At 55.9% G+C, this 20,647-nt stretch carries 17 protein-coding genes and 1 pseudogene; 6 read left to right on the plus strand and 12 right to left on the minus strand.

Annotated features, from left to right (window positions below):
* Window positions 1–63: 63 nt before the first annotated feature.
* The 4 genes and pseudogenes from AMM48_RS18065 to AMM48_RS18080 all read left to right on the plus strand — a co-directional run.
* Window positions 64–1,110, plus strand: a pseudogene (locus AMM48_RS18065) (quinone-dependent dihydroorotate dehydrogenase); the annotation flags it as partial.
* A gap of 403 nt (window positions 1,111–1,513) precedes the next feature.
* A complete protein-coding gene (locus AMM48_RS18070) occupies window positions 1,514–2,395 on the plus strand; it encodes a TIGR01459 family HAD-type hydrolase (protein ID WP_102785201.1) in 882 nt (293 codons plus the stop codon).
* A gap of 81 nt (window positions 2,396–2,476) precedes the next feature.
* A complete protein-coding gene (locus AMM48_RS18075; protein ID WP_146030426.1) occupies window positions 2,477–2,974 on the plus strand; it encodes a hypothetical protein in 498 nt (165 codons plus the stop codon).
* Window positions 2,955–3,149, plus strand: coding sequence for a hypothetical protein (locus AMM48_RS18080; RefSeq protein WP_102785203.1), 195 nt, complete (start codon window positions 2,955–2,957; stop codon window positions 3,147–3,149). Before AMM48_RS18075 ends, AMM48_RS18080 begins: the two co-directional genes overlap by 20 nt.
* A 209-nt stretch (window positions 3,150–3,358) precedes the next feature.
* Here AMM48_RS18080 and AMM48_RS18085 read toward each other — a convergent pair whose 3' ends face one another.
* On the minus strand, window positions 3,359–4,240 hold the full coding sequence (locus AMM48_RS18085) for a DMT family transporter (protein WP_244271292.1): 882 nt from the start codon (window positions 4,238–4,240) through the stop codon (window positions 3,359–3,361).
* 60 nt (window positions 4,241–4,300) lie between these two features.
* Window positions 4,301–5,230, minus strand: a complete 930-nt coding sequence (locus tag AMM48_RS18090; RefSeq protein ID WP_181951590.1) for a LysR family transcriptional regulator — start codon at window positions 5,228–5,230, stop codon at window positions 4,301–4,303.
* Between the two features lie 106 nt (window positions 5,231–5,336).
* Between AMM48_RS18090 and AMM48_RS18095 the strand changes: the two genes are divergently transcribed.
* Window positions 5,337–6,185 carry an SDR family oxidoreductase gene (locus AMM48_RS18095; RefSeq protein ID WP_102785205.1) on the plus strand — a complete coding sequence of 283 codons (849 nt, stop codon included), beginning with the start codon at window positions 5,337–5,339 and terminating at the stop codon, window positions 6,183–6,185.
* A 94-nt stretch (window positions 6,186–6,279) separates the two neighbouring features.
* Here AMM48_RS18095 and AMM48_RS18100 read toward each other — a convergent pair whose 3' ends face one another.
* Complete coding sequence (locus AMM48_RS18100) at window positions 6,280–7,134, minus strand: D-amino-acid transaminase (protein WP_102785206.1); 855 nt, start codon at window positions 7,132–7,134, stop codon at window positions 6,280–6,282.
* Window positions 7,135–7,528: 394 nt separating this feature from the next.
* Between AMM48_RS18100 and AMM48_RS18105 the strand changes: the two genes are divergently transcribed.
* Window positions 7,529–8,455, plus strand: coding sequence for an arylamine N-acetyltransferase (locus AMM48_RS18105; protein ID WP_198413559.1), 927 nt, complete (start codon window positions 7,529–7,531; stop codon window positions 8,453–8,455).
* A gap of 82 nt (window positions 8,456–8,537) precedes the next feature.
* Here the strand turns inward: AMM48_RS18105 and AMM48_RS18110 are convergent, their stop codons facing one another.
* From AMM48_RS18110 to AMM48_RS18150, 9 genes are all read right to left on the minus strand, one after another.
* Window positions 8,538–12,197, minus strand: a complete 3,660-nt coding sequence (locus tag AMM48_RS18110; protein WP_102785207.1) for an autotransporter domain-containing protein — start codon at window positions 12,195–12,197, stop codon at window positions 8,538–8,540.
* Between the two features lie 469 nt (window positions 12,198–12,666).
* Complete coding sequence (locus tag AMM48_RS18115) at window positions 12,667–13,188, minus strand: YfbU family protein (protein WP_102785208.1); 522 nt, start codon at window positions 13,186–13,188, stop codon at window positions 12,667–12,669.
* Window positions 13,189–13,287: 99 nt separating this feature from the next.
* Window positions 13,288–14,409 carry a sn-glycerol-3-phosphate ABC transporter ATP-binding protein UgpC gene (ugpC, locus tag AMM48_RS18120; RefSeq protein ID WP_102785209.1) on the minus strand — a complete coding sequence of 374 codons (1,122 nt, stop codon included), beginning with the start codon at window positions 14,407–14,409 and terminating at the stop codon, window positions 13,288–13,290.
* Window positions 14,410–14,422: 13 nt separating this feature from the next.
* Window positions 14,423–15,274, minus strand: coding sequence for a carbohydrate ABC transporter permease (locus AMM48_RS18125; protein WP_244271293.1), 852 nt, complete (start codon window positions 15,272–15,274; stop codon window positions 14,423–14,425).
* Window positions 15,275–15,286: 12 nt separating this feature from the next.
* Window positions 15,287–16,246 carry a sugar ABC transporter permease gene (locus tag AMM48_RS18130; protein ID WP_102785210.1) on the minus strand — a complete coding sequence of 320 codons (960 nt, stop codon included), beginning with the start codon at window positions 16,244–16,246 and terminating at the stop codon, window positions 15,287–15,289.
* A complete protein-coding gene (locus AMM48_RS18135) occupies window positions 16,225–17,493 on the minus strand; it encodes a sugar ABC transporter substrate-binding protein (protein ID WP_102785211.1) in 1,269 nt (422 codons plus the stop codon). Before AMM48_RS18135 ends, AMM48_RS18130 begins: the two co-directional genes overlap by 22 nt.
* Window positions 17,494–17,542: 49 nt before the next feature.
* Window positions 17,543–18,742 (minus strand): PLP-dependent transferase, encoded by a 1,200-nt coding sequence (locus AMM48_RS18140; protein ID WP_244271294.1) that lies wholly within the window; start codon window positions 18,740–18,742, stop codon window positions 17,543–17,545.
* Window positions 18,726–19,448, minus strand: a complete 723-nt coding sequence (locus AMM48_RS18145; RefSeq protein ID WP_022732118.1) for a FadR/GntR family transcriptional regulator — start codon at window positions 19,446–19,448, stop codon at window positions 18,726–18,728. The genes AMM48_RS18140 and AMM48_RS18145 overlap by 17 nt, the downstream gene beginning before the upstream one ends.
* A gap of 318 nt (window positions 19,449–19,766) precedes the next feature.
* Window positions 19,767–20,501 carry a transporter substrate-binding domain-containing protein gene (locus tag AMM48_RS18150; RefSeq protein WP_244271295.1) on the minus strand — a complete coding sequence of 245 codons (735 nt, stop codon included), beginning with the start codon at window positions 20,499–20,501 and terminating at the stop codon, window positions 19,767–19,769.
* Window positions 20,502–20,647: the final 146 nt, after the last annotated feature.

Raw genomic sequence — 20,647 nt, forward strand, 5'->3', positions numbered from 1 at the left:
TGCTCCGTTCCCGTGCACAGCGTAAGAAAAGAGCAGGTATTTGCAAGCAAAGGGAGCCGTCGCGTGGGGTGGTATAAGTCACTGGTTTTGCCGATTGTCCGCTGGATCGATGCGGAGACCGCACATGGTCTGGCGATCTGGGCATTGAAAAACAATCTGGTGCCGCGCGCCGATGATGCAACCGATGCGACGCCAAGTCTTGAGACCGACGTGTTCGGGCGCAAATTTGCCAATCCTGTCGGGTTGGCGGCGGGTTTTGATAAAAACGGCGAAGTTCCCAATGCCGCGCTTTCACATGGGTTCGGTTTTGTTGAAATCGGATCGGTAACCCCGTTGGCCCAGCCGGGCAATCCCAAGCCGCGTCTTTTCCGACTTTATTCCGACCGCGCGGTGATCAACCGCATGGGGTTTAATAATGACGGGGCGGATGTTGTTGCCGCCCGACTTCGTAAACGCGCACGGCGCGGTGTGCTGGGGGCGAACCTTGGCAAAAACAAATATTCCGAAGATGCCGCGTCTGATTACGCCAAGGGGGTCGAAGCCCTTGGCCCCTATGCCGATTATCTGGTGATCAATGTTTCATCGCCCAATACGCCGGGACTGCGCGCATTGCAAGGCCGCGCGCCGCTTGAAAAGCTGCTGCGTGCGGTGCTTAAGGCGCGCGATAGCTTTGCCAAGGGGATTCCGGTCCTGCTGAAAGTCGCGCCGGATTTGACCGATGAGGATAAATCCGATATCGCGGCGGTGGTGATGAAGCTCAAGCTTGATGGCATGATTGTTTCAAACACGACGATTGACCGTCCGGTCGGGCTGAACAGCTATGATCAGGATGAAAAAGGTGGTCTTTCCGGCCCGCCGTTGATGACGCCATCGACCAAGGTTCTGGCCGATTTTTACCGTTTGACCGAGGGTAAAATTCCGCTGATCGGGGTCGGCGGGATAGCATCGGGCAAGGATGCCTATGAGAAGATCCTTAATGGTGCGTCGCTGGTACAGCTTTATTCCTCGCTGGTCTATCACGGGATCGATCTTGTGGCCGAGATCAAGGAAGACCTTGTGCGCCGGTTGCGCAAAGACGGCTTTGCCAATGTGAGTGACGCGGTCGGTGCGGCCTTCCCGGAAATTTCGGGCAAGGGCATTCCGGTCGATGAGGCGTTGGCGGCGAAGGAAGCCCACGCAGCCAAGAAAGTACAGGCAGAGACCGCGAGCAAGCCTGCGCAAGCGGCAAAACCAGCACAAACGGCCAACGAAACAAAGCCGAAGCAAGCTCCTAAAACACGCAAGCCTGCGCAAGCGGCGAAGCTACGTAAACCGGCGGCCACGACCAAGGCGCGTAAACCGGCAGCTTCCAAGACGGATACGGCGAAAGAATAAGCCTTGCTGTGAGGGGGCCGTCCTCGCCCTTACGGGGATGCACCACGTCACCATGCCCTGTGACCCTATCGTTGTCATGCCCGCGCAGGCGGGTATCCACCGGGACACCCTACTGTTTTTACTGAACTGGAAAATATGAATGCCGACCACGCCTTATAAAATGATCAATGGCCTTTCGGAAGTGATCGGCAATTACGATGCGGTGATCCTTGATCTTTGGGGCGTGGTGCATGATGGGGTGACACCGTATCCAAGCTCCATCCCGGCGATGGAAGCCCTTAAAAAGGCTGGTGTGCCGGTGGCGTTGTTGTCGAACGCGCCGCGCCGATCTTCGGTCGTGACCGCACGCATGGAAGATATGGGCATTGCGCGGGATTTATATGGTCCCGCCGTGGCCTCGGGCGAGATTGCCTATGCCCAGCTGGTTGCGCGGTCTGATCCCTGGTATGCCGAGCTTGGCCGTAAGGTGCTTATGGTTGGCCCGGTGCGTGATATGTCGATGTTTGAACAGCAGGATGTCGAGATCGTCAAAACGATTGAGGATGCCGACTGGGTGCTGGTCACCGGCCCGAACGACGATCATGATCCGGTGTCGAAATACGAAGACCTTTTGCATGCGCTTAAAGCCCGCGATTTGCCCATGCTGTGCCCGAACCCGGACCGTGAAGTGATCCGCGGCGGGGAACGCATCATTTGCGCAGGCGCGATTGCCGGACGGTACGAAGAACTTGGCGGCAATGTTCGCTGGGAAGGCAAGCCATTTGCCAGTGCCTATGATTTTTGCCTGCAAGCGTTTGATAAGGGCCCGGATGCCAAATTGCTGGTGGTGGGTGACAGCATTTCGACCGACATCACCGGGTCGAACAATGCCGGGCTTGATGTCGCCCTTGTCACCGGTGGTATCCATGCCGAAGAACTGGGTGCGCCGCGTGGAACGTTGCCCGATAAAGGCAAGCTGGATGCGCTTCTGGAGGCCACAGGGCGGCATATTACCTATGCGATGGGGGATTTCTGCTGGTGAGCTATGGCGTATCGGAATGATTTCGTCGACGTTCTGAAGTTATTGTCTCGTGCTTTCGATCTTGTTGAAAGTGAGGGGCACATGCGTCCGGTTATCGTGGGTGGTGCTGCTGTCGAACTGTATACTCAAGGGGCAATCGTTTCTGGCGATATTGATGTTGTGACCCCGTGGCAGGAGTCTTTTGAGAAGGCCTTGGAGCAGGTCGGGTTTGCGCGAAGTGTTGGCTTTGGGGCATTTGCACGTGGCTTTCAGCATGTTGAACTTGGTTTTGGCGTTGAGGTGGTTGGGCGTCAGCTTATGGAAGGCCATGCCGATCAGGACCGTGTGCTGATTGTGGACCTTGAAGAAGGAACAAATGTCAGCTTTCTGTCGATTGAAGATCTGATTGCTGATCGTATGGGGCAGTACAATGCTCCACCAAGCATGCGCCACGACATGCTGATGCAAGCTGCAGAATTGCTGAAACTTGCAGAAAACGTCGATAAGTCTTATCTTGATCAAAGGATCAATGATGAAACGGCTAGAGACTTCGGGCTGGCCTTTCTGGAAGAATATATCAATGCGCAGAACAACGCTTAAAGAGCTTGGAGAGTCCATTGAACGGAAAAAGGCCGAACTTGGCTATTCCGGGCAGGATTATGTTGTGCGTAATTCAGGGCAATACCGCACCGAAAGCAAACGGGCGCTGCTCAGAAATATTGAAGCGGCTGCTGCGGAGCGTGGCGAAGAACCGCCGTTCAAGGCCAATTACTGAGGCTGATTTTCAAGTGATGTCTGTTGTGCCCGCTTTCTGATGGAAGGCGGTTTTTTTGTTTTGGGGTGGAGCGTGTGGGGCGAGATCCCCGCTTTCGCGGGGATGACGGTGCCCGGAAGCATCCAGCTTTGCTTCACACCCGCGAAGGCGGGTGTCCCGATATTCGGGCACGTGCGCTGGGAAATGCTGCGTACATAGCTTGGCGGGCGTTAGCTTTGTGCTTCGACCTTGCTTTCGCGGAAGATGATGAAGATGCCGCTTGCGGTGATGATGGCGGCGCCAACAAAGGTCAGGGCATCGGGTGTTTCACCCCAGAAAAACCAGCCAAGCCCGGTGGCCCAGACGAGGGCGGTGTAGTCAAACGGGGCGACTGTGGGTGCCTCGGCAACGCGGAAGGCCTGTGTGATCAGGGTCATGCCGCCGGTGCCAAAAAATGCGATGGCGGCAAACAGCCAGAGGTCTTCGGCGCGGATCGGGGTCCAGAAGAAGGTGACGATGGATCCGGTCAGAATGGCGCTGGTGGCACTTAGGTACAAAAGCAGCGTCCACATGCTTTCGCGGGTATCGACAAAGCGGGCACTGAGCATCAAAAGCGCGTAGGTAAAGGCCGTCGCCACCGGCAGGAGGGAGACCAGCTCAAACGTTGCGGCACCGGGCCGGACAATCACCAACACCCCGACAAAGCCGATGACAACCGCGATCCAGCGTCGCCAGCCAACCGGGGCGATGAACAGGGCGGCAATGGCGGTGATGAACAGCGGGGCGACAAAGGCAATGGCGGTGGCCTCGGCCAGCCCCATGAGGTGGATGCTTGTAAAGAACAGAACCGTTGCGGTAATCCAGATCAAGCCGCGGAAGAAATGCAGGCCAATGCGATGGGATCGAAGGGCACGCCGCCCGCCCATTTTAAGCGCCAGGATCACGGCAAAGGGAAGGGCGATGACATTGCGCAGGAAAATGATCTGGATCGGGGAATAATGATCCATCAGGCTTTTGGCCAGCGCATCATTGATGCACAGCGCGGCCACCCCGGCACACATGAAAAGAATGCCGGTCAGGTTATGCTGGCGCTGATGTGCGTGTGTTTCCAAGGCCTGTTTCCCTGTGGTGCGGCCAGTTTTACTGGATTTATTTAAATTAGGGTCAGGACCCTAAACTTGTCTTTCCAGATAGCCTGTTTGCAACTCATGGTCGAGGGATTTCATCACGTCGATAAACGCGCGCAAGGGCGGCGGTACGCGCCGGTGATCGGGGTAATACAGGAAAAGTCCCGGAATTTCGGGTAGCCAGTCATCCAGTACGGTGACGAGTTCCCCGTCGGCAATGGCGCGCGCGGCATAGATTTCCGAAACATAGGCAATGCCCAGTCCCTGACGGGCGGCATCGACCATCAGATCATGACGATCAAGGGTCAGGGGACCCGAAACATCAATCGAGATTTCTTCGCCGCGCTTTTCAAAATCCCAGTGATAGATCTTGCCGCTGGGGAAGCGGTGGCGGATGCAGTCATGCGCGCGGAGGTCATCGGGGGTGTTGGGCGTGGTTCGTGATTTGAAATATTCCGGCGCGGCAACCGCGAGAAAGCGAAAGGGTGGACCAAACCGCACAGCAACCATATCAAGCGGTACGGTTTCGCCCAACCGCGCGCCAGCATCAAAGCCCGCTTCGACAATGTCGACCAACCGTCCTTCGGTCACCAGATCAATCGATACATCGGGGTAAAGGTTGCGCATTTCCGGGATAACGTGACGGGTCAATAACCGGGCCGCACCATCCGATGCGTTGATGCGCACTGTGCCCGATGGCCCACCAGTGCGAAAACTTTCAACCGCCGTCATGGCCTCTTCAATGTTCAGAACAGCCGGGCGCAACCGATCCAGAAGGCTTTCGCCCGCCTCGGTCAAAGAGACACTGCGTGTCGTGCGATGAAGCAAGCGAACATTCAGGTTCTTTTCCATGTTGCGCAGGGCGTGGCTGAGGGTCGAGGGCGCAACACCCAATTCATCGGCAGCGCGGCGGAAACTGCGATGCTCGGCAACGGCAATGAAAAACCGCATGTCGTTTAAGGACGGCTGGTTCATTGATGGCATATTTTCACTAACCCATCCAAATTAAGCTAGGTTATCACATCAGTCATTGGCTTCTATCTTTCGATCATGTTCAGAGCAAGAAAGAAAGGGTGCTGACATGACAAAGACTTGGCTTATTACCGGCGCGTCATCGGGCTTTGGCCGCGGGATGGCCGAACGGTTGCTTTCCCGGGGCGATCAGGTGATTGCAACTGTGCGCCGTCAGGGATCGCTTGATGATCTGGCTGCGCAGTATCATGACCGGTTGCGGGTTGTGTATCTGGATGTCACCGATACGGACGGGGTGCAGGCAGCGGTCAATCAGGCCTTTGCCGATTTCAAACGTATTGACGTGATTGTCAGCAATGCGGGATATGGCATTCTGGGGGCCGCCGAGGAAACCAGTATTGATCAGATGCGCGAGATCATTGAGACAAACCTGATGGGATCGATGGTGCTGATCAAGGCGGCCTTGCCGCATCTGCGCGCGCAAGGGTTCGGGCGCATTGTTCAGGTGTCGTCCGAAGGCGGGCAGATTGCTTATCCCGGGTTTAGCCTTTATCACGCAAGCAAATGGGGCATTGAGGGCTTTATTGAATCGCTTGCCAAAGAAGTTCAGCCCTTTGACATCGATTTCATGATTGTTGAACCGGGCCCGTCGCGAACGGCCTTTGTCGGGTCCATCGTTCTGCCCGATCCGATCAGCGATTATGACGGAACCCCCGCGCATGACCTTAAAGACGCGGCTTTTGGTGGCGGGTGGGTGATCAAGGGTGATCCGGACCGGATGGTGGATGCGATGATTACGGCTGCTGATGCACCGGTTATGCCGTTTCGACTGTTGCTGGGCAAGGATGCCTATGCCGGGGTGCATGGTGCCTTAAGCGAACGGTTGGCCGTGTTGGAAGCCGGCAGGGACGTGACAGAGGCCGCTGATTTTACCGAGGAAGAGCTTGCCGCGATGTAGGTGCTTTGTCGCTGCCTTGGCGTATGATCAAACACAAAACGCCGCCCGGCATGCACACGGGCGGCGTTTTCCGTTGGGACGGAAAGTCGGACGATCAGATCGCGGTGGCGCGGTTGGCGTCGATGTAAATTTCGCGCAGGCGTTTGGCAATCGGGCCGGGGACACCGTCGCCGATTTTCTTGCCATCAATTTCAGCAACCGGGCAGACAAAGGCCGAGGCCGAGGTTGAGAAGGCTTCTTTCGCGTTCTGCGCTTCTTCCAGGGTGAAGTGGCGTTCTTCGACTTTAAGCTGCAATTCCTCGGCACATTTCAGGACCGATGCGCGCGTGATGCCGTGCAGGATGTCGGTTGAAAGTTCGCGGGTGACGATGGTGTTATCCTGCGTCACGATATAGGCGTTGTTCGATGATCCTTCGGTGATGAAACCATCAAGGAGCATCCATGCATCATCGGCCCCCTTGGAGGCGGCTTCGGTTTTAAGAAGCGACGCATAAAGAAGCTGGGTCGTTTTGATGTCTGACCGGCGCCAGCGGATGTCGGGGAAGGTGACGATTTTCTGACCGCGTTCGGCCAGGGCCGATTTGATCAGCGATTTGGACTGGGTGAACATCACGATGGTTGCCGGGGTTTTCGGATCAATCGCGAAATCACGATCACCAGCCGAGCCACGCGACACCTGAAGGTAAATCAGGCCTTCGGTGATGTTGTTGAGCTTGACCAACTCGCGGTGGGCTTCAAGAAGCTGATCGATGTCGGGCTTGAATTCGAATTTCAGTTCCGAAAGCGAGCGTTGCAGGCGCGTCATATGGCCCTTGAAATCAATCAACTTGCCATCAAGGACCGAGGTCACTTCATACACGCCATCGGCAAACAGGAAGGATCGGTCAAAGATCGAAATCTTGGCTTCGGTTTCCGGCACGAACTGGCCGTTCACATAAACAGTACGCATGGCAAACTTCCCTGTTTGGGCGGCGGATTTTAATTATCCGCAGGTGATCGATGTAAGCGACGTTCCAGCGCAGACGCCCCCGTGGTTTTGCAACGTAAGGCGTGACCTTCTGTTCCGGCACTATTTAGGAAGTTAAATATCACAGTGCGGATCGGATTGTCGCGTGAAAGCTTTATATCTTGCGTGCAAAAGGTGGAAAGTTGCTTTGATGCGGCGCAGATGACGGGTCGATGCAATGATATGCATGGCAATCGGCCTTTATCGTCGCAGATTGTTCAATTTATGGATTGTTGGGTTCAGGCCCTAAAATTTTCTTTTGACCCTAACATAAGTTGAGGTTCTATCGTCCTGTTCCATGAGATGAAAAAACATCGTCAGTCAATGGAGCCTTGTGATGAATAATCCCCTGCCAATCGCTGCCAATAAAGTGCCGGTGCCCGGTGATCTCGACAGTCTGCAAAGCCGGATCAATGCGAGCTGGGCCATGCCGACCGGCCGACCCAAACAGGAAGTCGATCTTGACGCCTATTTCGCGCGGATCGGTTATGACGGGCCACGGGTGGCAACGCTTGAGGTTTTGCAAACCCTGCATGCCCTGCATCCGGCCAATATTCCGTTTGAGGCGATCGATGTGTTTAACGACAAACCGATCAGCATCGCACCGCAGAACATCGACCGAAAGCTGATCCATGACGGGCGCGGCGGATATTGTTTTGAGCATAATTCGTTGTTTGGTCGGGTGTTGCGCAGCCTTGGATTTGAGGTCGAAGGTCTGGCCGGGCGGGTTTTGTGGGGCTTTGGCCCAAATGACATGCCGCGCCCGCGCTGCCATATGGCCAACCGGGTGATGATTGACGGCGACGCATGGCTGGCCGATGTCGGGCTGGGCGGATGTGTGCCAACGGCACCGTTGATGCTGGACATTGCAACGCCGCAAGTCACCCCGCATGACACATACCGGGTGATCAAGGGGAAACATAGTTATCGGGTGGAACTGGAACGTGGCGGGGTCTGGAAAGCGGTCCATGAGATTGATTACGCCCCGGTGGCCGACATCGATTACGAGGTCATGAACTGGTATGCGTCCGATCACCCCGACAGCGGGTTTTGCAAAACCCTGATGGTCGCACGTTCAGCCCCGTTTGCGCGGTTTACCTTGCTCAATAACCGTCTGACCATCCGGCTGGTGACGGGCGAGGAGGAGCAACATACCCTAAGCGTGGGCGATATTTCGCAAACGCTAAAAGACATCTTTGGGATCGAGCCAGACCCGGCATGGCGCTGTGCCTTTGCAAGATTGGTCAATCACAGTCACGGATAAACGACTGTGCGGTGTTTATACCGTCTGTGAATGATCAGGGGCGGGGCGTTTAAGGCGCTCCGCCCCATGATTTTGTCGATGTTTAAAACGCCACCCGGAACCCGGCGGCGAAGGCGTGTTCGGTGCGGGTTTCCGAGAGGGATGGTTGATAGTCGGCGTAAAGGCTCCATCCGTCTTCATCGGCAAGGGCAAAGCCGAGATTGCCGGTCAGGGTATCGCGGTCGGTTTCGCTGCCCGTGACGTTAAAGGAAGATGTCCCGGCAAAGGCAAGCGTGGTGCTGTTACTCGTCGGGCCAAGATGGTGGTCCCAGCCGAGGCGAAATTGCGGGATCATTGTTTTGCCGTTGCCGGTTTCAAACAGGCCCGCCATGCGCAGGCCAAGACGGGCGGTGCCGGTCAGGTCGCTGTTGGCTTCGCGTGACAGGTTGGCCGATCCGGCCCCGGTTTCATTGAAACTGTCTTGATCGTTCCAGAGAACACCCAGCCCGCCATAGGGCGCAATCCGCCAGTTGCGGGCAAGGTCAAACCAGCGTGCCAGTTCAAGATTGGCATTGAGCGCATTGTCGGTGTAATCCGCGGTTGCCGTCCGATTGATGCCGCCAAAATCAAGATTACGGTGGCTGTCATTTGCCGTTCGGGTCCAGCCGGCTTGTCCCGAAAGCTGCACATCGCGGCCAAGATCGTGTGTGCCGTAAAATCCGGCCATGAGATTGTTGCTATCAAGGGTGGCGTTCCGCCCGGACTGTTGATTTTGGGCGTCGGCATATCCGAAATAGACCCCCAGAATGGTGGTGTCGGAAAGCTGTGTGTCAAAGCCGCCAACCATGCCGGTCCATTGGTAATCGGTGGTGTCGGCATTGCCGTCCCCGTCGATCCGGCCGGTTGCTCCGATGGCCTGAAGCCAGATGGCGGATGCGGCCTGTGATGCATTTTCCGAGCCCAGCGAGAGCATGTTTGCGTCACTGGCATATGTTTGACTGTCACTTGCCATCGGGCCGGAACGGGCAAAGCCGGTCAGTGCAGCGGGGGACAGGGTGCTGGCGGCGACAAGCGATCCGCTGGTGGTTTGGGCAATGTTGCGGCTGCGGTTCAGGTCGGCAAGGCGTGCGCCGATCTGGCCGGTGGTCTGATGGGTGATGCGGCCATTCAAGGCGGGGGCGGCGGCGAAGATATCGCCCGACAGCTGTTGAAAGGCGTGCTGTGCCCCGGCATTCGTCAGGCCGAGAATGGCGTTGCTGATGGTGGTCCCGTCCGTGCCTGAAAGGTTGCCGATCTGACCGGCGACGGCTTTTTGATTGGGGGTTGTGGCAATATCGGTAAAGCCGTTGGCGTTGCGCGAAAGGGTTAGGGTGACATCATTGCCGGTGTCGCCCGTGGTCGAATGGGTGGCGTCATAGAAAGCGAGCTTGTTGTCGATGGTTGCAAAATCGCCGGTAATCGCGTCAACACCATCATTTTCAATGATGGTGTAATTATACGTACTTTGACCGGAGAAATTGTTGCCCGATATTCCGGTGATGCGCAGTGTGGCACCGGTGATATCGACCGTGCCATTGACGATTACTTTGTCGGCATTGCCCGCATCATCGACCTCTATCGCCAGGATCGCCCCGTTGCCCAGCACGTAATTGCCATTGACCGTTTGTGTGCCAATCGAATTGCCCGGCGCATGAATGCCGCCGGATTGGACTGTGACGTCATTGGTGGTGCCGGTGCCGCCAAGGGTCGCGCCGCTTTGAACGGTGGCAGCGGAGCTGATCGAGCCATTGACCGCAAGGGTGCCCGCCGAGATGGTCGTGGTACCGGTATAGGTGTTGGCGCCACTAAGCGTCACGGTGCCGGTGCCGGTTTTGGCAAGTGCCCCGGTCCCGGCCAGAACGGTACTGATGGTGCCCGACTGGGTCGCGAAAGTGCCCGATGATGACAATGTGCCGTTTGACACGGTTGCGCCATTGATCGTGATGGTGCCGGTGCGGGTCTGTGTTGTCGTGCCGAGATCAAGCGTGCCGCCATTCAGGTTAAGTGCGCCTGCGGCATCCCCGAGTGTTCCCGATCCTGACAGGGTTAATGTTCCCGCCGAAAGAGTTGTCGCGCCGGTATAGGTGTTGGCAGCACTCAGTGTGACGGTGCCGGTACCGGTTTTGGTCAGCGCGCCAGTTCCGGCCAGAACGGCACTGATGGTGCCCGACTGGGTCGCAAACGTTCCTGATGATGACAATGTGCCGTTTGACACGGTCGCGCCATTGAGTGTGATGGTGCCGGTCCGGGTCTGTGTCGTCGTACCGAGATCAAGCGTGCCGCCGGTCAGGTTAAGTGCGCCTGCGGCATTTCCGAGTGTTCCCGATCCCGACAGGGATAACGTGCCCGCCGAAAGGTTTGTTGCGCCGGAATAGCTGTTGGCGGCACTGAGTGTCAGGGTGCCTGCGCCGTTTTTGGTCAGTGCCCAACTGCCGGTGCCGCCCGATCCAGCCTGATCGGTGATGGTATTGGCAAGGGTTTGCGTGTTGCCGGTATCGGGATTGAAGGTCAGGGTGCCGCTGCCTTGCAGGAAAACACCGTCGCCAAAGGCAGAGCCGTCCTCGGCCGTGCCCGCCGCACCGGTTCCGCCGGTTCCGCCGGTGACGGTGTTGTTATTGACGGTCAGGGTTCCGGCGATGGTCAGGGTTGCGCCATCCATGACAAAGATGGCGCCCCCGGCACCAAGCCCACCACCCCCGGCCGCCTGAGAGGTGGTACCGCTTGATACACCGTCGCCAGCACCAAATCCGCCCTGACCGACACTGGCGACGCTGCCAAGGCCGCCACCCCCGCCGCCGCCGCCAAAGCCGCCATCGCCCCGGAATGCGCCACCCCCGCCGCCAAAACCGCCATTGCCGGCTTTGCTGCCGCCGCCCCCAAAACCGCCATCGGGGTCGGCGGAAAGCGAGCCATCGATGCCGTTGATACCACCTCCGGCCGGGTTCTCGGCGGAACCGCCGCCGCCGCCATTGTTGCCACCCGTACCGCCACCGCCACCTAAATTGGCGCCATCCCCACCGGCACCTTCGCCCTGGGCGATCCCGTCACCACCATTGCCCCCATTTGATCCACCGGTTGCCCCGCTGCCAAGGCCACCGCCACCGCCGGCGTTGCCACTGACAACCGCGCCGCCATCACCCCCCATGCCGCCGCCGCCGCCGGTGACCCCACTTGCGGTTTGTGCGCCGCCATCACCGCCGGTTGCGGCGTTGTTTTGCGCGACAAGATTGCTGATGGTGACAGTCGCCCCGTCCTTGACGAACAGCGCCCCGCCAAGCCCGGCGCCGCCACCTGCAGCCTGACCGGCATCGCCGCCCGAAGCAACGGCGTTTTCAATGGTCAGGTCGTTGATTGCCACGGTGCCGGAATACACAAACAGGCCGCGATACGCGTTATTGCCACTGAGCGTATTACCATTGCCGTTCAGCGTGATGTTGCTGTTTAGCGCGTTCAGATCGCCGCTGGTCAGCGTGATGGTGCCCAGACCATTTTGGACATCGATGGTGTTGGTACCGCCCGCAGCGTTGGCATCAAAAATCGCCTGACGCAGGGAACCGGCACCGCTGTCGGCGGTGTTGGTGACATTGAACGTTGCGGCCTGTGCCGATCTTGTTGGTGTGGTGGATAACAGGATCAGGAGAACAAGGCAGCATCGGGCGTGCGCGGGGACACCGCGCCAGCAGGAGAATTGTCCTGTCAGCCAGGAGGGGGGATGCGGATCCATATGACAGCACGCCTTGGGTCATGAGATTGAATGTTTCCCATTCTCTTGGGTGGTTTCTGTGAAGGCCACAACTGGCAATCTGGGGTGGGCGACTTTCTTGTGCGTAAAGTGGATATCGGGTGACACAAAGTGGATATTCATCAGGGTTTATTAATATAAAAAGACCCTTTGCCCGACGGAATCAGCGCCCCGATTTGGCATCAGCTTCGCGGGTCCGTTCACCAAGACGGAACAGAAGATCGGCAATGCTTTCGGGGGTGAGGGGCATTCAGGCATGGTCAGATCGCCCTGCGACAGGCAAATGCCTTTGGGTCGTGCTTCTTGCGGGTTTTTAACAAACCAGCGTTGACCTAAGGGGTGCTGTGGATGATGGGCGGGGCGTTTATCGCACCCCGCCCTAAATTTGATGAAAGGTGTTGTCTGCGATTTGAGCGCCACCAATCGCATGGCGTGTGAACTTACTAGGGGCTTACTGCAGAATCTCTATAAGGGCATTCTTGTTTAGTACACCAGAGTGCAAATTGGCCGCAAAAGGCTTGTAACGCTCTTGAATCGCTTTATGCTTTTGAAGAGAAATCATATGAGAGTTGATGTCTCTTCCCTTGAAAAGGGCAAAGCGGTGAAGATCATCAATCAAGAACAAGGCCGCCGAATAATGCTCGCTCTCATTGTTCCCATCAAATCCACCAAAAACTGGCTTTCTGCCGTATACAGCATCTACTTCTTTCTTTTCTTCGTTTGAAAGACGTTGATAGCTGTTTTCTATGACGAGCCAAGCCGTGAGAATGCCTGACGTTTCATGAACATACTCAGGAGTAGAAAGCTCTTCGTCAGAGATGAAATTGGCGTACTCCCATGCCAGCGCCCACTCATGCCTGTTTATTACGGCGCTCTTGATCAATTTCGTGTCGATTTCGCCGGACTTCACCGTGGCTTCGTGAATTTCAGCAAGCATTAGCATCATAAGTTTTTCAGCGCCGGTCATAGCCATCTTTGATCTCCCTTAACTTGAATTAGAGAATGGTGATCAATGGTGGTGTTTCTGTCAAAGTAAATATCCTTTAAATTGTTATTCGATTGATGCGGCTATTTACTCAGTCAGGGGCGCGTGCGGTTCGATAACCGGGGGCAGGCGCAATTCGGACTTGGTGTCAAAGACATGCACTTTTTCCATGTCAAAGCTGACGTGAATGGTGCTGTCGACGGCATAGTCCGGGCGGTCCATGGTGAAAATCTTGATCGGTTTGTCCGCCAGTGTGGCATGGACAAGGGTCGAAAGACCCATCGGTTCGATCAGATCGACACGGGCGGCTAAACCCGAATTGGCATCAGATACGATGGTGATGTGTTCGGGCCGTGCGCCAAGGGTGACGGCCTGATGGGTTGTCGCCCCGCGTGCGGGCAGAACCGCAACCAATGATCCATCGGATAAACGAATAGCTGCACCATCAGCGCCATTATCGTCCTTGGTTTCATAAGTGCCTTCGAGGAAGTTCATGGCAGGCGAGCCGATGAAGCTGGCGACGAAGATGTTGGCGGGGTGGTCATAGATTTCGACCGGGCTTCCGACCTGCTGAATGATGCCGTCATGCATGGCGACAATCCGGTCGGCCATGGTCATGGCTTCGATCTGATCATGGGTGACATAAACCGACGTCGCACCAAGCCGACGGTGCAGTTTGCGGATTTCGGTGCGCATTTGTTCGCGCAGGCGCGCATCAAGGTTTGATAACGGTTCATCAAACAAAAACGCCTGCGGTTTGCGGACAATCGCGCGCCCCATGGCAACACGTTGGCGCTGCCCACCCGAAAGTGCCTTGGGGCGTCGTTCAAGCAATGCGCTGAGCCCCAGGATATCGGCGACATTGGTGATGGCGTCAGCGATTTTTTCCTTGGCGGTTTTGCGCAAGGTGAGCGCGTAGCTCATATTTTCGGCCACCGACATATGCGGATAGAGCGCATAGGACTGAAACACCATGGCGATGTCGCGGTCTTTCGGTTGCAGGTCGTTGACGACATTGCCAGCGATTGAGATATCGCCAGATGTGATGTCTTCCAGCCCGGCGATCATGCGCAAAAGCGTTGATTTTCCACAGCCCGACGGGCCGACAAGGACGATGAATTCACCGTCGCTGATGTCAAGATCAATGCCGTGCAGCACATCAACCGCACCGTAACTTTTGCGGGCATTTGCAATTTCAATAGAAGCCATAAAAGTTGTCCTCTTATCCTTTGACCGCACCTGCTGTCAGGCCCTGCACCAGATAACGCTGGATCAGCAGGAAGAACAGACAGGCGGGAATAAGTGCCAGCACACCAGCAGCCATCATCTGGCCGAAATCGACGCTGAATTTCGAAACGAATGACAAAAGACCAACCGGGAAGGTCGATGCGGACTCACTGCTGACCAGCATCAGGGCGAACAAAAGTTCGCTCCAGGCGGCGGTGAAGACAAAGCCAAGGGTTGCCGCCACACCGGGAAGGGTCAGCGGCAAAATGATCGCGCGGAAGGCTTCGAACCGGGTGTTGCCATCAATCATCGCGGCTTCTTCGAGATCCTTGGGGATACCATCAAAGAACGACTGCATCAGGAAGGTGGCAAACGGCACGTTAAAGGCCGTATAGACAATGATCAGCCCGGTCAGGCTGTCGGTCAGGCCAAGCGGGGCCAGAGTTTTAAAGATCGGCGCGATCAGCATGACCAGCGGGAACATCTGGGTGATCAGCATCAGGGCGACAATGATCACCTTGCCGCGAAAGGCAAAACGCGAAAACGCATAACCAGTCAGGGCGGCGATTACGGTTGTCACCGCAGCCGTTGTGCCCGCGACAATCACCGAATTCATGAAATAGTGGGGGAAGTTGCTTTGGGTCAGAACGAATGTGTAATTGTCCCACGTGGTGCGTGACGGCCACATCCGAACACCTTCGGTATAGAGGATGTCGTTTGGCGTCACGGACACCTTAAGCAACCAGTAAAGCGGAAACAGCGCAAAGATCACAAAGGCGGCAATCATCAGATAATGACTGCCCCAATAGAGCATTTTGCGCGTTGATGTGTGTCCGGTCAGGGTCATTTGGGGATTTCCCTAGTTATCTGAGTGCGTCATGGCACGACGCAGCGCAATCACGCTGAGCGCATAGGCCAGCAACAAGACCAGAAGGACGGCGGCAATCGCCGAGGCATAGCCAAAATCAAGGCGGCGGAAGGCTTGTGTGAAGATGTAAGAGGCAACAATCTGGGTGGAATCAGCCGGGCCGCCCTTGGTCATGACGACAATCAAATCGGCGAAATTGGCAATCCAGATGGTGCGTAGCATCAAGGTGATCGCGATGGTGGGCGCGAGGAAGGGTAAAGTGATGCTGATAAACTGCTGGCGCGTGGTTGCGCCATCAATTGAGGCGGCCTCGTACAATTCCTTGGGAATGGATTGCAGGGCGGCCAGCATGGTGATGGCAAAGAACGGAATGCCAAACCAGATGTTGGCAATGATCGGGCCCCACATCGCAAGATCAGGGTCCGACAGGATGTTGTAAGGTTCGGCCATCAGGCCAAGCGATGTCATCCAGTGGGGCAAGGGACCGACCACCGGGTTAAACATCCATGCCCAGTTGAGCCCCGACAGAAACGTCGGCACCGCCCACGGCAGAAACACAAGGGCCTGAATGAGACCACGGCCCAAAAAGGCGCGGTTGAGCAGAAGGGCCAGAATAAGACCAAGGCCAAACTGAAACACCAGTGATCCGAACGTCCACCATGCGGTGTTGGCCAAGGCACCCAAAAACGCCTGATCAGACATCAGGGTTTGGAAATGGGCCATGCCGACAAAGCCGCCGCTAAACGGATTGAGGATACGGATGTCGCGGAAGGCATAGCTTAGGCCCAGGATCAGCGGCATCAACATGACCGCAATGATCAGAACCAGTGCCGGCGAGACATAAAGATAGGGTTCGATGATACCGGAAAGTTTTTTGGAGAAGCCCCCCCGTCTTTCGACGGGGAGTTTTCCGGTTTGCGTTGCCAAAGTCACTGCTTTGCCTGCATCCATTTTTGCTGTGCGGCGGTCAGATATTCTGCCCACTGATTGGCGAGTTCTTCAGGTGTAATCCGGCCGAGCATGGCTTCCTGACTGGTGCGAATGACCAGACTGTCCTTAAAGAAGGCGAATTCTTCAAGGTGGGTCGGCATGACGGTCGGATGGACATCGGGGTCAGACAGTTCGGCAAACCAGCCTTCGAACTGCGGGCTGGCAAAGAACGGATCGCTTTCGGCACCATCATGGATCGGAAGGGCACCGATGCGTTTGTTCCACGCAAGGTTGCTTTCCTTGGATTCAAGATGGGCAATCAGATCCCATGCTTCGTCCTTATTTTCGCTGTTGGCAAACATTGACCAACCGGCATAGCCAATGGTCGGGAATGCCTTGCCTGATGGGCCTTTGGGCATGGTGGTGACACCAAAGTCCTCTTCCTTCATGCGGCTTGAAATCGCAATCAGCGCATCGGGGTCCTGATCAAGCATCGCACAGGTGCCCGAATAGAAACCGGCAACGATTTCGTTAAAGCCCCAGTTCAGGCTGTCTTTTGGGGCCAGACCGTCCTTGTAAATATCCACCAGATATTCAAGGCCGTCCTGCCAGCCATCAGAATTAAAGGTGCTTTGACCGTCTTCGGTAAAGAATTCGTTCGAGCCCGCCGCCGTTGCGCCAAACATCACCCAGCCATTTAAGCCCCCCGGACCACCACGCATGCAGTAGCCGGACTTGCCGGGCAGGGCGGAAACCTTTTGGGCGGCGTCGCGGAAATCTTCAAGGGTGACCGGAATGTCGGTCACACCGGCTTCCTTGAACAGTTTTTTGTTATAGAACATCGCACGCAGATAGAAGCCATAAGGCAGCATATAGGCGGTGTCGTCGGCAGAGCGGGCAAACTCAAGCGCGCGGTCATTAAGCGTTTTGCCACCTTCCCAGTCCTTGATATAGGGCTCAAGGCTTTCAAGTGCGCCATTGTTGGCATAAAGGGTCAGCCACGTATCGGGCATTTCAACGATGTCGGGGGTTTGCCCGGCGGAAACCATGGTGGCGAATTTTTCAAATGCCTGTCCCCATGGTAGGGAGGTGATTTCAACCGTCACGCCGGGGTGGGCTTCTTCGTATTGTGCCACAAGGGTTTTGAGCGTTTCGGTGCGTTCCGGGCTGGTGATGACTTCGACCAGCTTTAAGGTTGTGTCGGCATATGCCTGACCTGTCAGTACAATTGAGGTCACACCTGCCAGTAGCGTTGTTTTCCAGTTCATTGTGAAGTTCCCTGTTTTTTTAAACGTTTGGTGTTCTTCTGCCTTGGTATTACTTCAGGCTCGCCTCGATTGCGGTGGCCAGATCAGACCAGAGGTCTTCGGTACTTTCGAGGCCGATGTGCAGACGGACCAGATTTTCCGGCACGCCAAAGCGCATCGCCGAATTGGGTCCGCCTACTTGCGCCCGCGTTACCAACGCGGGGACAATCAGGCTTTCGTGTCCGCCCCATGACACGCCGATCTTGAAAAAGCGCAGCGCATCAACAAAGGTCGGGATATCGACCTTTGGCGAAAACTCGAATGAGAAAAGTCCGGACGATCCACGCAACCCCGGTGCGGGTGGGGTCATCAGTCCGGGGTAGTGAACTGCGGTAACCTGTGGGTGGTCGGCAAGGTTCTGGGCAATGATCAGGGCGGAGCGTTGATGTTCGCGCATACGGGCCGGAAGGGTGCGCAAGCCGCGCAACAACAGCCAGCTGTCAAACGCAGATAATTTCGCGCCCAGATAAGGCAGGACGTTGGACCGGACTCGCCCGATGAATTCGTTTGAGCCGGCAATGACGCCTGCGACCACGTCGCTGTGCCCGCCAAGGTATTTTGAGGCGGAATGAATGACCACGTCACAGCCAAGGGTTGCTGGCTGACAAAAGATGGGGGATGCCCAACTGTTGTCGATCATGGAAACCGCACCATGATCGCGGGCGGCGTCACATAGCGCCTTGATGTCATGGGTGTGGAAGGTCCAGCTGGTCGGGCTTTCAAGATATAGGATCTTGGCACCGGGAAGGGTGGCGCGCACCGCATCAATATCGCGACCATCGACATACTCGACGGTGACATTCATGTCGCGCAGGAACATTTCAAAAAACCGATAGGCATCGGGATAGCAATGTTCGACCGAGACAATCCGATCACCGGGTTTGACGACCGATAGCACGGCTGACGAGATGGCGGCCATGCCACTGGCAAGGCCAAGGGCGTCTTCGGTTTTTTCAAGGGCGGCGATTTTGTCTTCGAAGGCGCGCACGGTCGGGTTTAGGCCGCGCGAATAGACCGGGCGGATTTTGCGCCCGGCATAGGTTTCGATCATCTCGGCGCAATTTTCGAAGGTAAACAACGAGTTTTGGAAAATCGGTGGCACGACCGCATTGGCAAAGTGGCTTTCGTCATAGGCGACGACACTTTCTGGGGCGGTGACGGGTGCCATGACGGGGGCTTTGGGCGTGGTGGAATTATTGTTGTTCTTCATCAGACATTCTCACGATATCGCGTTCGACGATTTCAAGGATGGCAAGGGTTTGCTGGCGGGCGTCTTCGGCGTTGCCTGCAACAATCGCGTCAAACAGCATGCGGTGAAATTCAAACGATTCACCGGCGAAATCAGGACGGTTGAACGGCTGGGCAAAGAAGCTTTCGAATGCTTCGCGCATCTGGCCCAGAAGTTGTTCAAACAGCGGGTTCCCCGACGCCTTATAGATCGACAGGTGAAAAACCAGATCGGCCTGACCGGCGGTGCCGAACTCAAGATGTTCGGCCTCCATCGCGTCAAGGGCAGTGCGCATTTCGGCGATGTCGTCGGGAGTGGCGCGTTTGGCGGCCAGCATGCTGGCTTCGACCTCCAACCCGCGGCGGACTTCAAGGGTCTGTAAAAGCCCGTCGCGCTGGGTGGCGATGGAGAGCGGCATATACAGGGTTTTTTCAGAAACCGGGCGTTTGAGATAGGTGCCCGAGCCGCGCTTGATTTCGACAATGCCGAGCGCCTGCATATGGCCGATGGCCTCGCGGATGCTGGACCGACCGACTTTCAACCCGGCCATTAATTCGCGTTCCGGGGGCAGTTGATCGCCGGGTTTTAAATCTGACTGCACGATGAAGTGCGTCAGGGATTCAAGGATCGCATCGCGACGCCCTGAGGTTTGTATGGGTCGAATAGTGGCACCTGCCGATTGCGACACATCACACCTTTATCTGATTTCCAAATCGTCTGATCGTCCATTTATCTGGTCAGTTATCAGACGTCAGACCAATTTTGGGATTGAATCGGTTCAAGTCAAGAAAGAATTCAATTTCGGGGGATGTTTTGCAACCGCGAATGGGGACGATCCGGCTTTATCCGGGCGTTTGCGGTTTCGGTGACCGGGCATGACTTTGCACTGCATCCTGCGCGGTATGCGCCGACAGTTTGGTCAAATATCAGCGGATATGGTTGAGAATCGGTGCAGGGATGGGGGCAGTTGACTAAGACCGGCAGCATTGATTAAGGCTGCCTGCCTTTAAAAGCTTAGCACCAGCCCATGCTTGTTAATCAGTTCTGCAAAGGTCCCATTGTTCTTGATTTTCGCGAGTGCGGCGTTGAAGCGCACCAGAAGGTTTGCATTATCGGGATAGTTCTTTGACGCCATAACATGCAAGGGCGCACTGGAAATCAGCGGTTTTTTAAGCGTATAGAAGTTCTCGGCGACCTTGGCCGGGAACAGCTTTTTGATCAAATACCACCCAATTGTACTGGGCAGCGGGGTGAGATCAATCCGGCCGAGCTGCAGGCGTTTGATGTTCTGTTCTTCTGAATGGACGTAATCAACATCCAGACCGGCCTCGGTAAACATCGGGACGTAATAATATCCCTGAATGCCGCCGATGGTCCAACCGTCAAGATCGCTTAGATTTTGATAGGAGATCTGCGGTGCTTCGCCCTTGGGATCATAGGCGAAAAACTTGGCGTCACTAAAATAGATCGGGTCGGAAAAGTCATAGATTTTGTCGCGCTCTTCATTTCGGGTATAGGGAATTGCGCCCCATGCTTCATGGTTTTGAACGGCTTGCGCGCAGCGTTGCCATGGAAGATAGCGAAATTCAAACGTCACACCCATCTGGTCGCCGATTTGCTTGAACAGATCGGGCAGAAAGCTGTGTTTCTGATCCTTCAGGATAAAAGGCGGATAGTCGTCATTGGTTGCGATCACCAGTATTTCTTTGGCGCTCAGTGTGCGGATGGCACAAAAAGTCACCAGTAAAATTGCCAGTAATCTGCAAGCATATGTAAACCTTGGGTGCGGTGTCATCTATGACATATGGGCAAGTTTAACGCATTTATTAGGGGGATGCGCCGGGGATGTCCGAAACGTGGTGGTATCAGCAGTTGCACCGGCAGCTT

This window comes from Thalassospira sp. GB04J01, assembly GCF_000751115.1.
Classification (GTDB): domain Bacteria; phylum Pseudomonadota; class Alphaproteobacteria; order Rhodospirillales; family Thalassospiraceae; genus Thalassospira; species Thalassospira lucentensis.

Bases quoted from the DNA above. Each gene is read 5' to 3' on its own strand.
- AMM48_RS18070 (WP_102785201.1), top strand. From the start codon at position 1,514: ATGCCGACCACGCCTTATAAAATGATCAATGGCCTTTCGGAAGTGATC.
- AMM48_RS18075 (WP_146030426.1), top strand. From the start codon at position 2,477: ATGCGTCCGGTTATCGTGGGTGGTGCTGCTGTCGAACTGTATACTCAA.
- AMM48_RS18080 (WP_102785203.1), top strand. From the start codon at position 2,955: ATGCGCAGAACAACGCTTAAAGAGCTTGGAGAGTCCATTGAACGGAAA.
- AMM48_RS18090 (WP_181951590.1), bottom strand. From the start codon at position 5,230: ATGAACCAGCCGTCCTTAAACGACATGCGGTTTTTCATTGCCGTTGCC.
- AMM48_RS18095 (WP_102785205.1), top strand. From the start codon at position 5,337: ATGACAAAGACTTGGCTTATTACCGGCGCGTCATCGGGCTTTGGCCGC.
- AMM48_RS18100 (WP_102785206.1), bottom strand. From the start codon at position 7,134: ATGCGTACTGTTTATGTGAACGGCCAGTTCGTGCCGGAAACCGAAGCC.
- AMM48_RS18105 (WP_198413559.1), top strand. From the start codon at position 7,529: ATGAATAATCCCCTGCCAATCGCTGCCAATAAAGTGCCGGTGCCCGGT.
- AMM48_RS18110 (WP_102785207.1), bottom strand. From the start codon at position 12,197: ATGGATCCGCATCCCCCCTCCTGGCTGACAGGACAATTCTCCTGCTGG.
- AMM48_RS18115 (WP_102785208.1), bottom strand. From the start codon at position 13,188: ATGGCTATGACCGGCGCTGAAAAACTTATGATGCTAATGCTTGCTGAA.
- ugpC (WP_102785209.1), bottom strand. From the start codon at position 14,409: ATGGCTTCTATTGAAATTGCAAATGCCCGCAAAAGTTACGGTGCGGTT.
- AMM48_RS18125 (WP_244271293.1), bottom strand. From the start codon at position 15,274: ATGACCCTGACCGGACACACATCAACGCGCAAAATGCTCTATTGGGGC.
- AMM48_RS18130 (WP_102785210.1), bottom strand. From the start codon at position 16,246: ATGGATGCAGGCAAAGCAGTGACTTTGGCAACGCAAACCGGAAAACTC.
- AMM48_RS18135 (WP_102785211.1), bottom strand. From the start codon at position 17,493: ATGAACTGGAAAACAACGCTACTGGCAGGTGTGACCTCAATTGTACTG.
- AMM48_RS18140 (WP_244271294.1), bottom strand. From the start codon at position 18,742: ATGAAGAACAACAATAATTCCACCACGCCCAAAGCCCCCGTCATGGCA.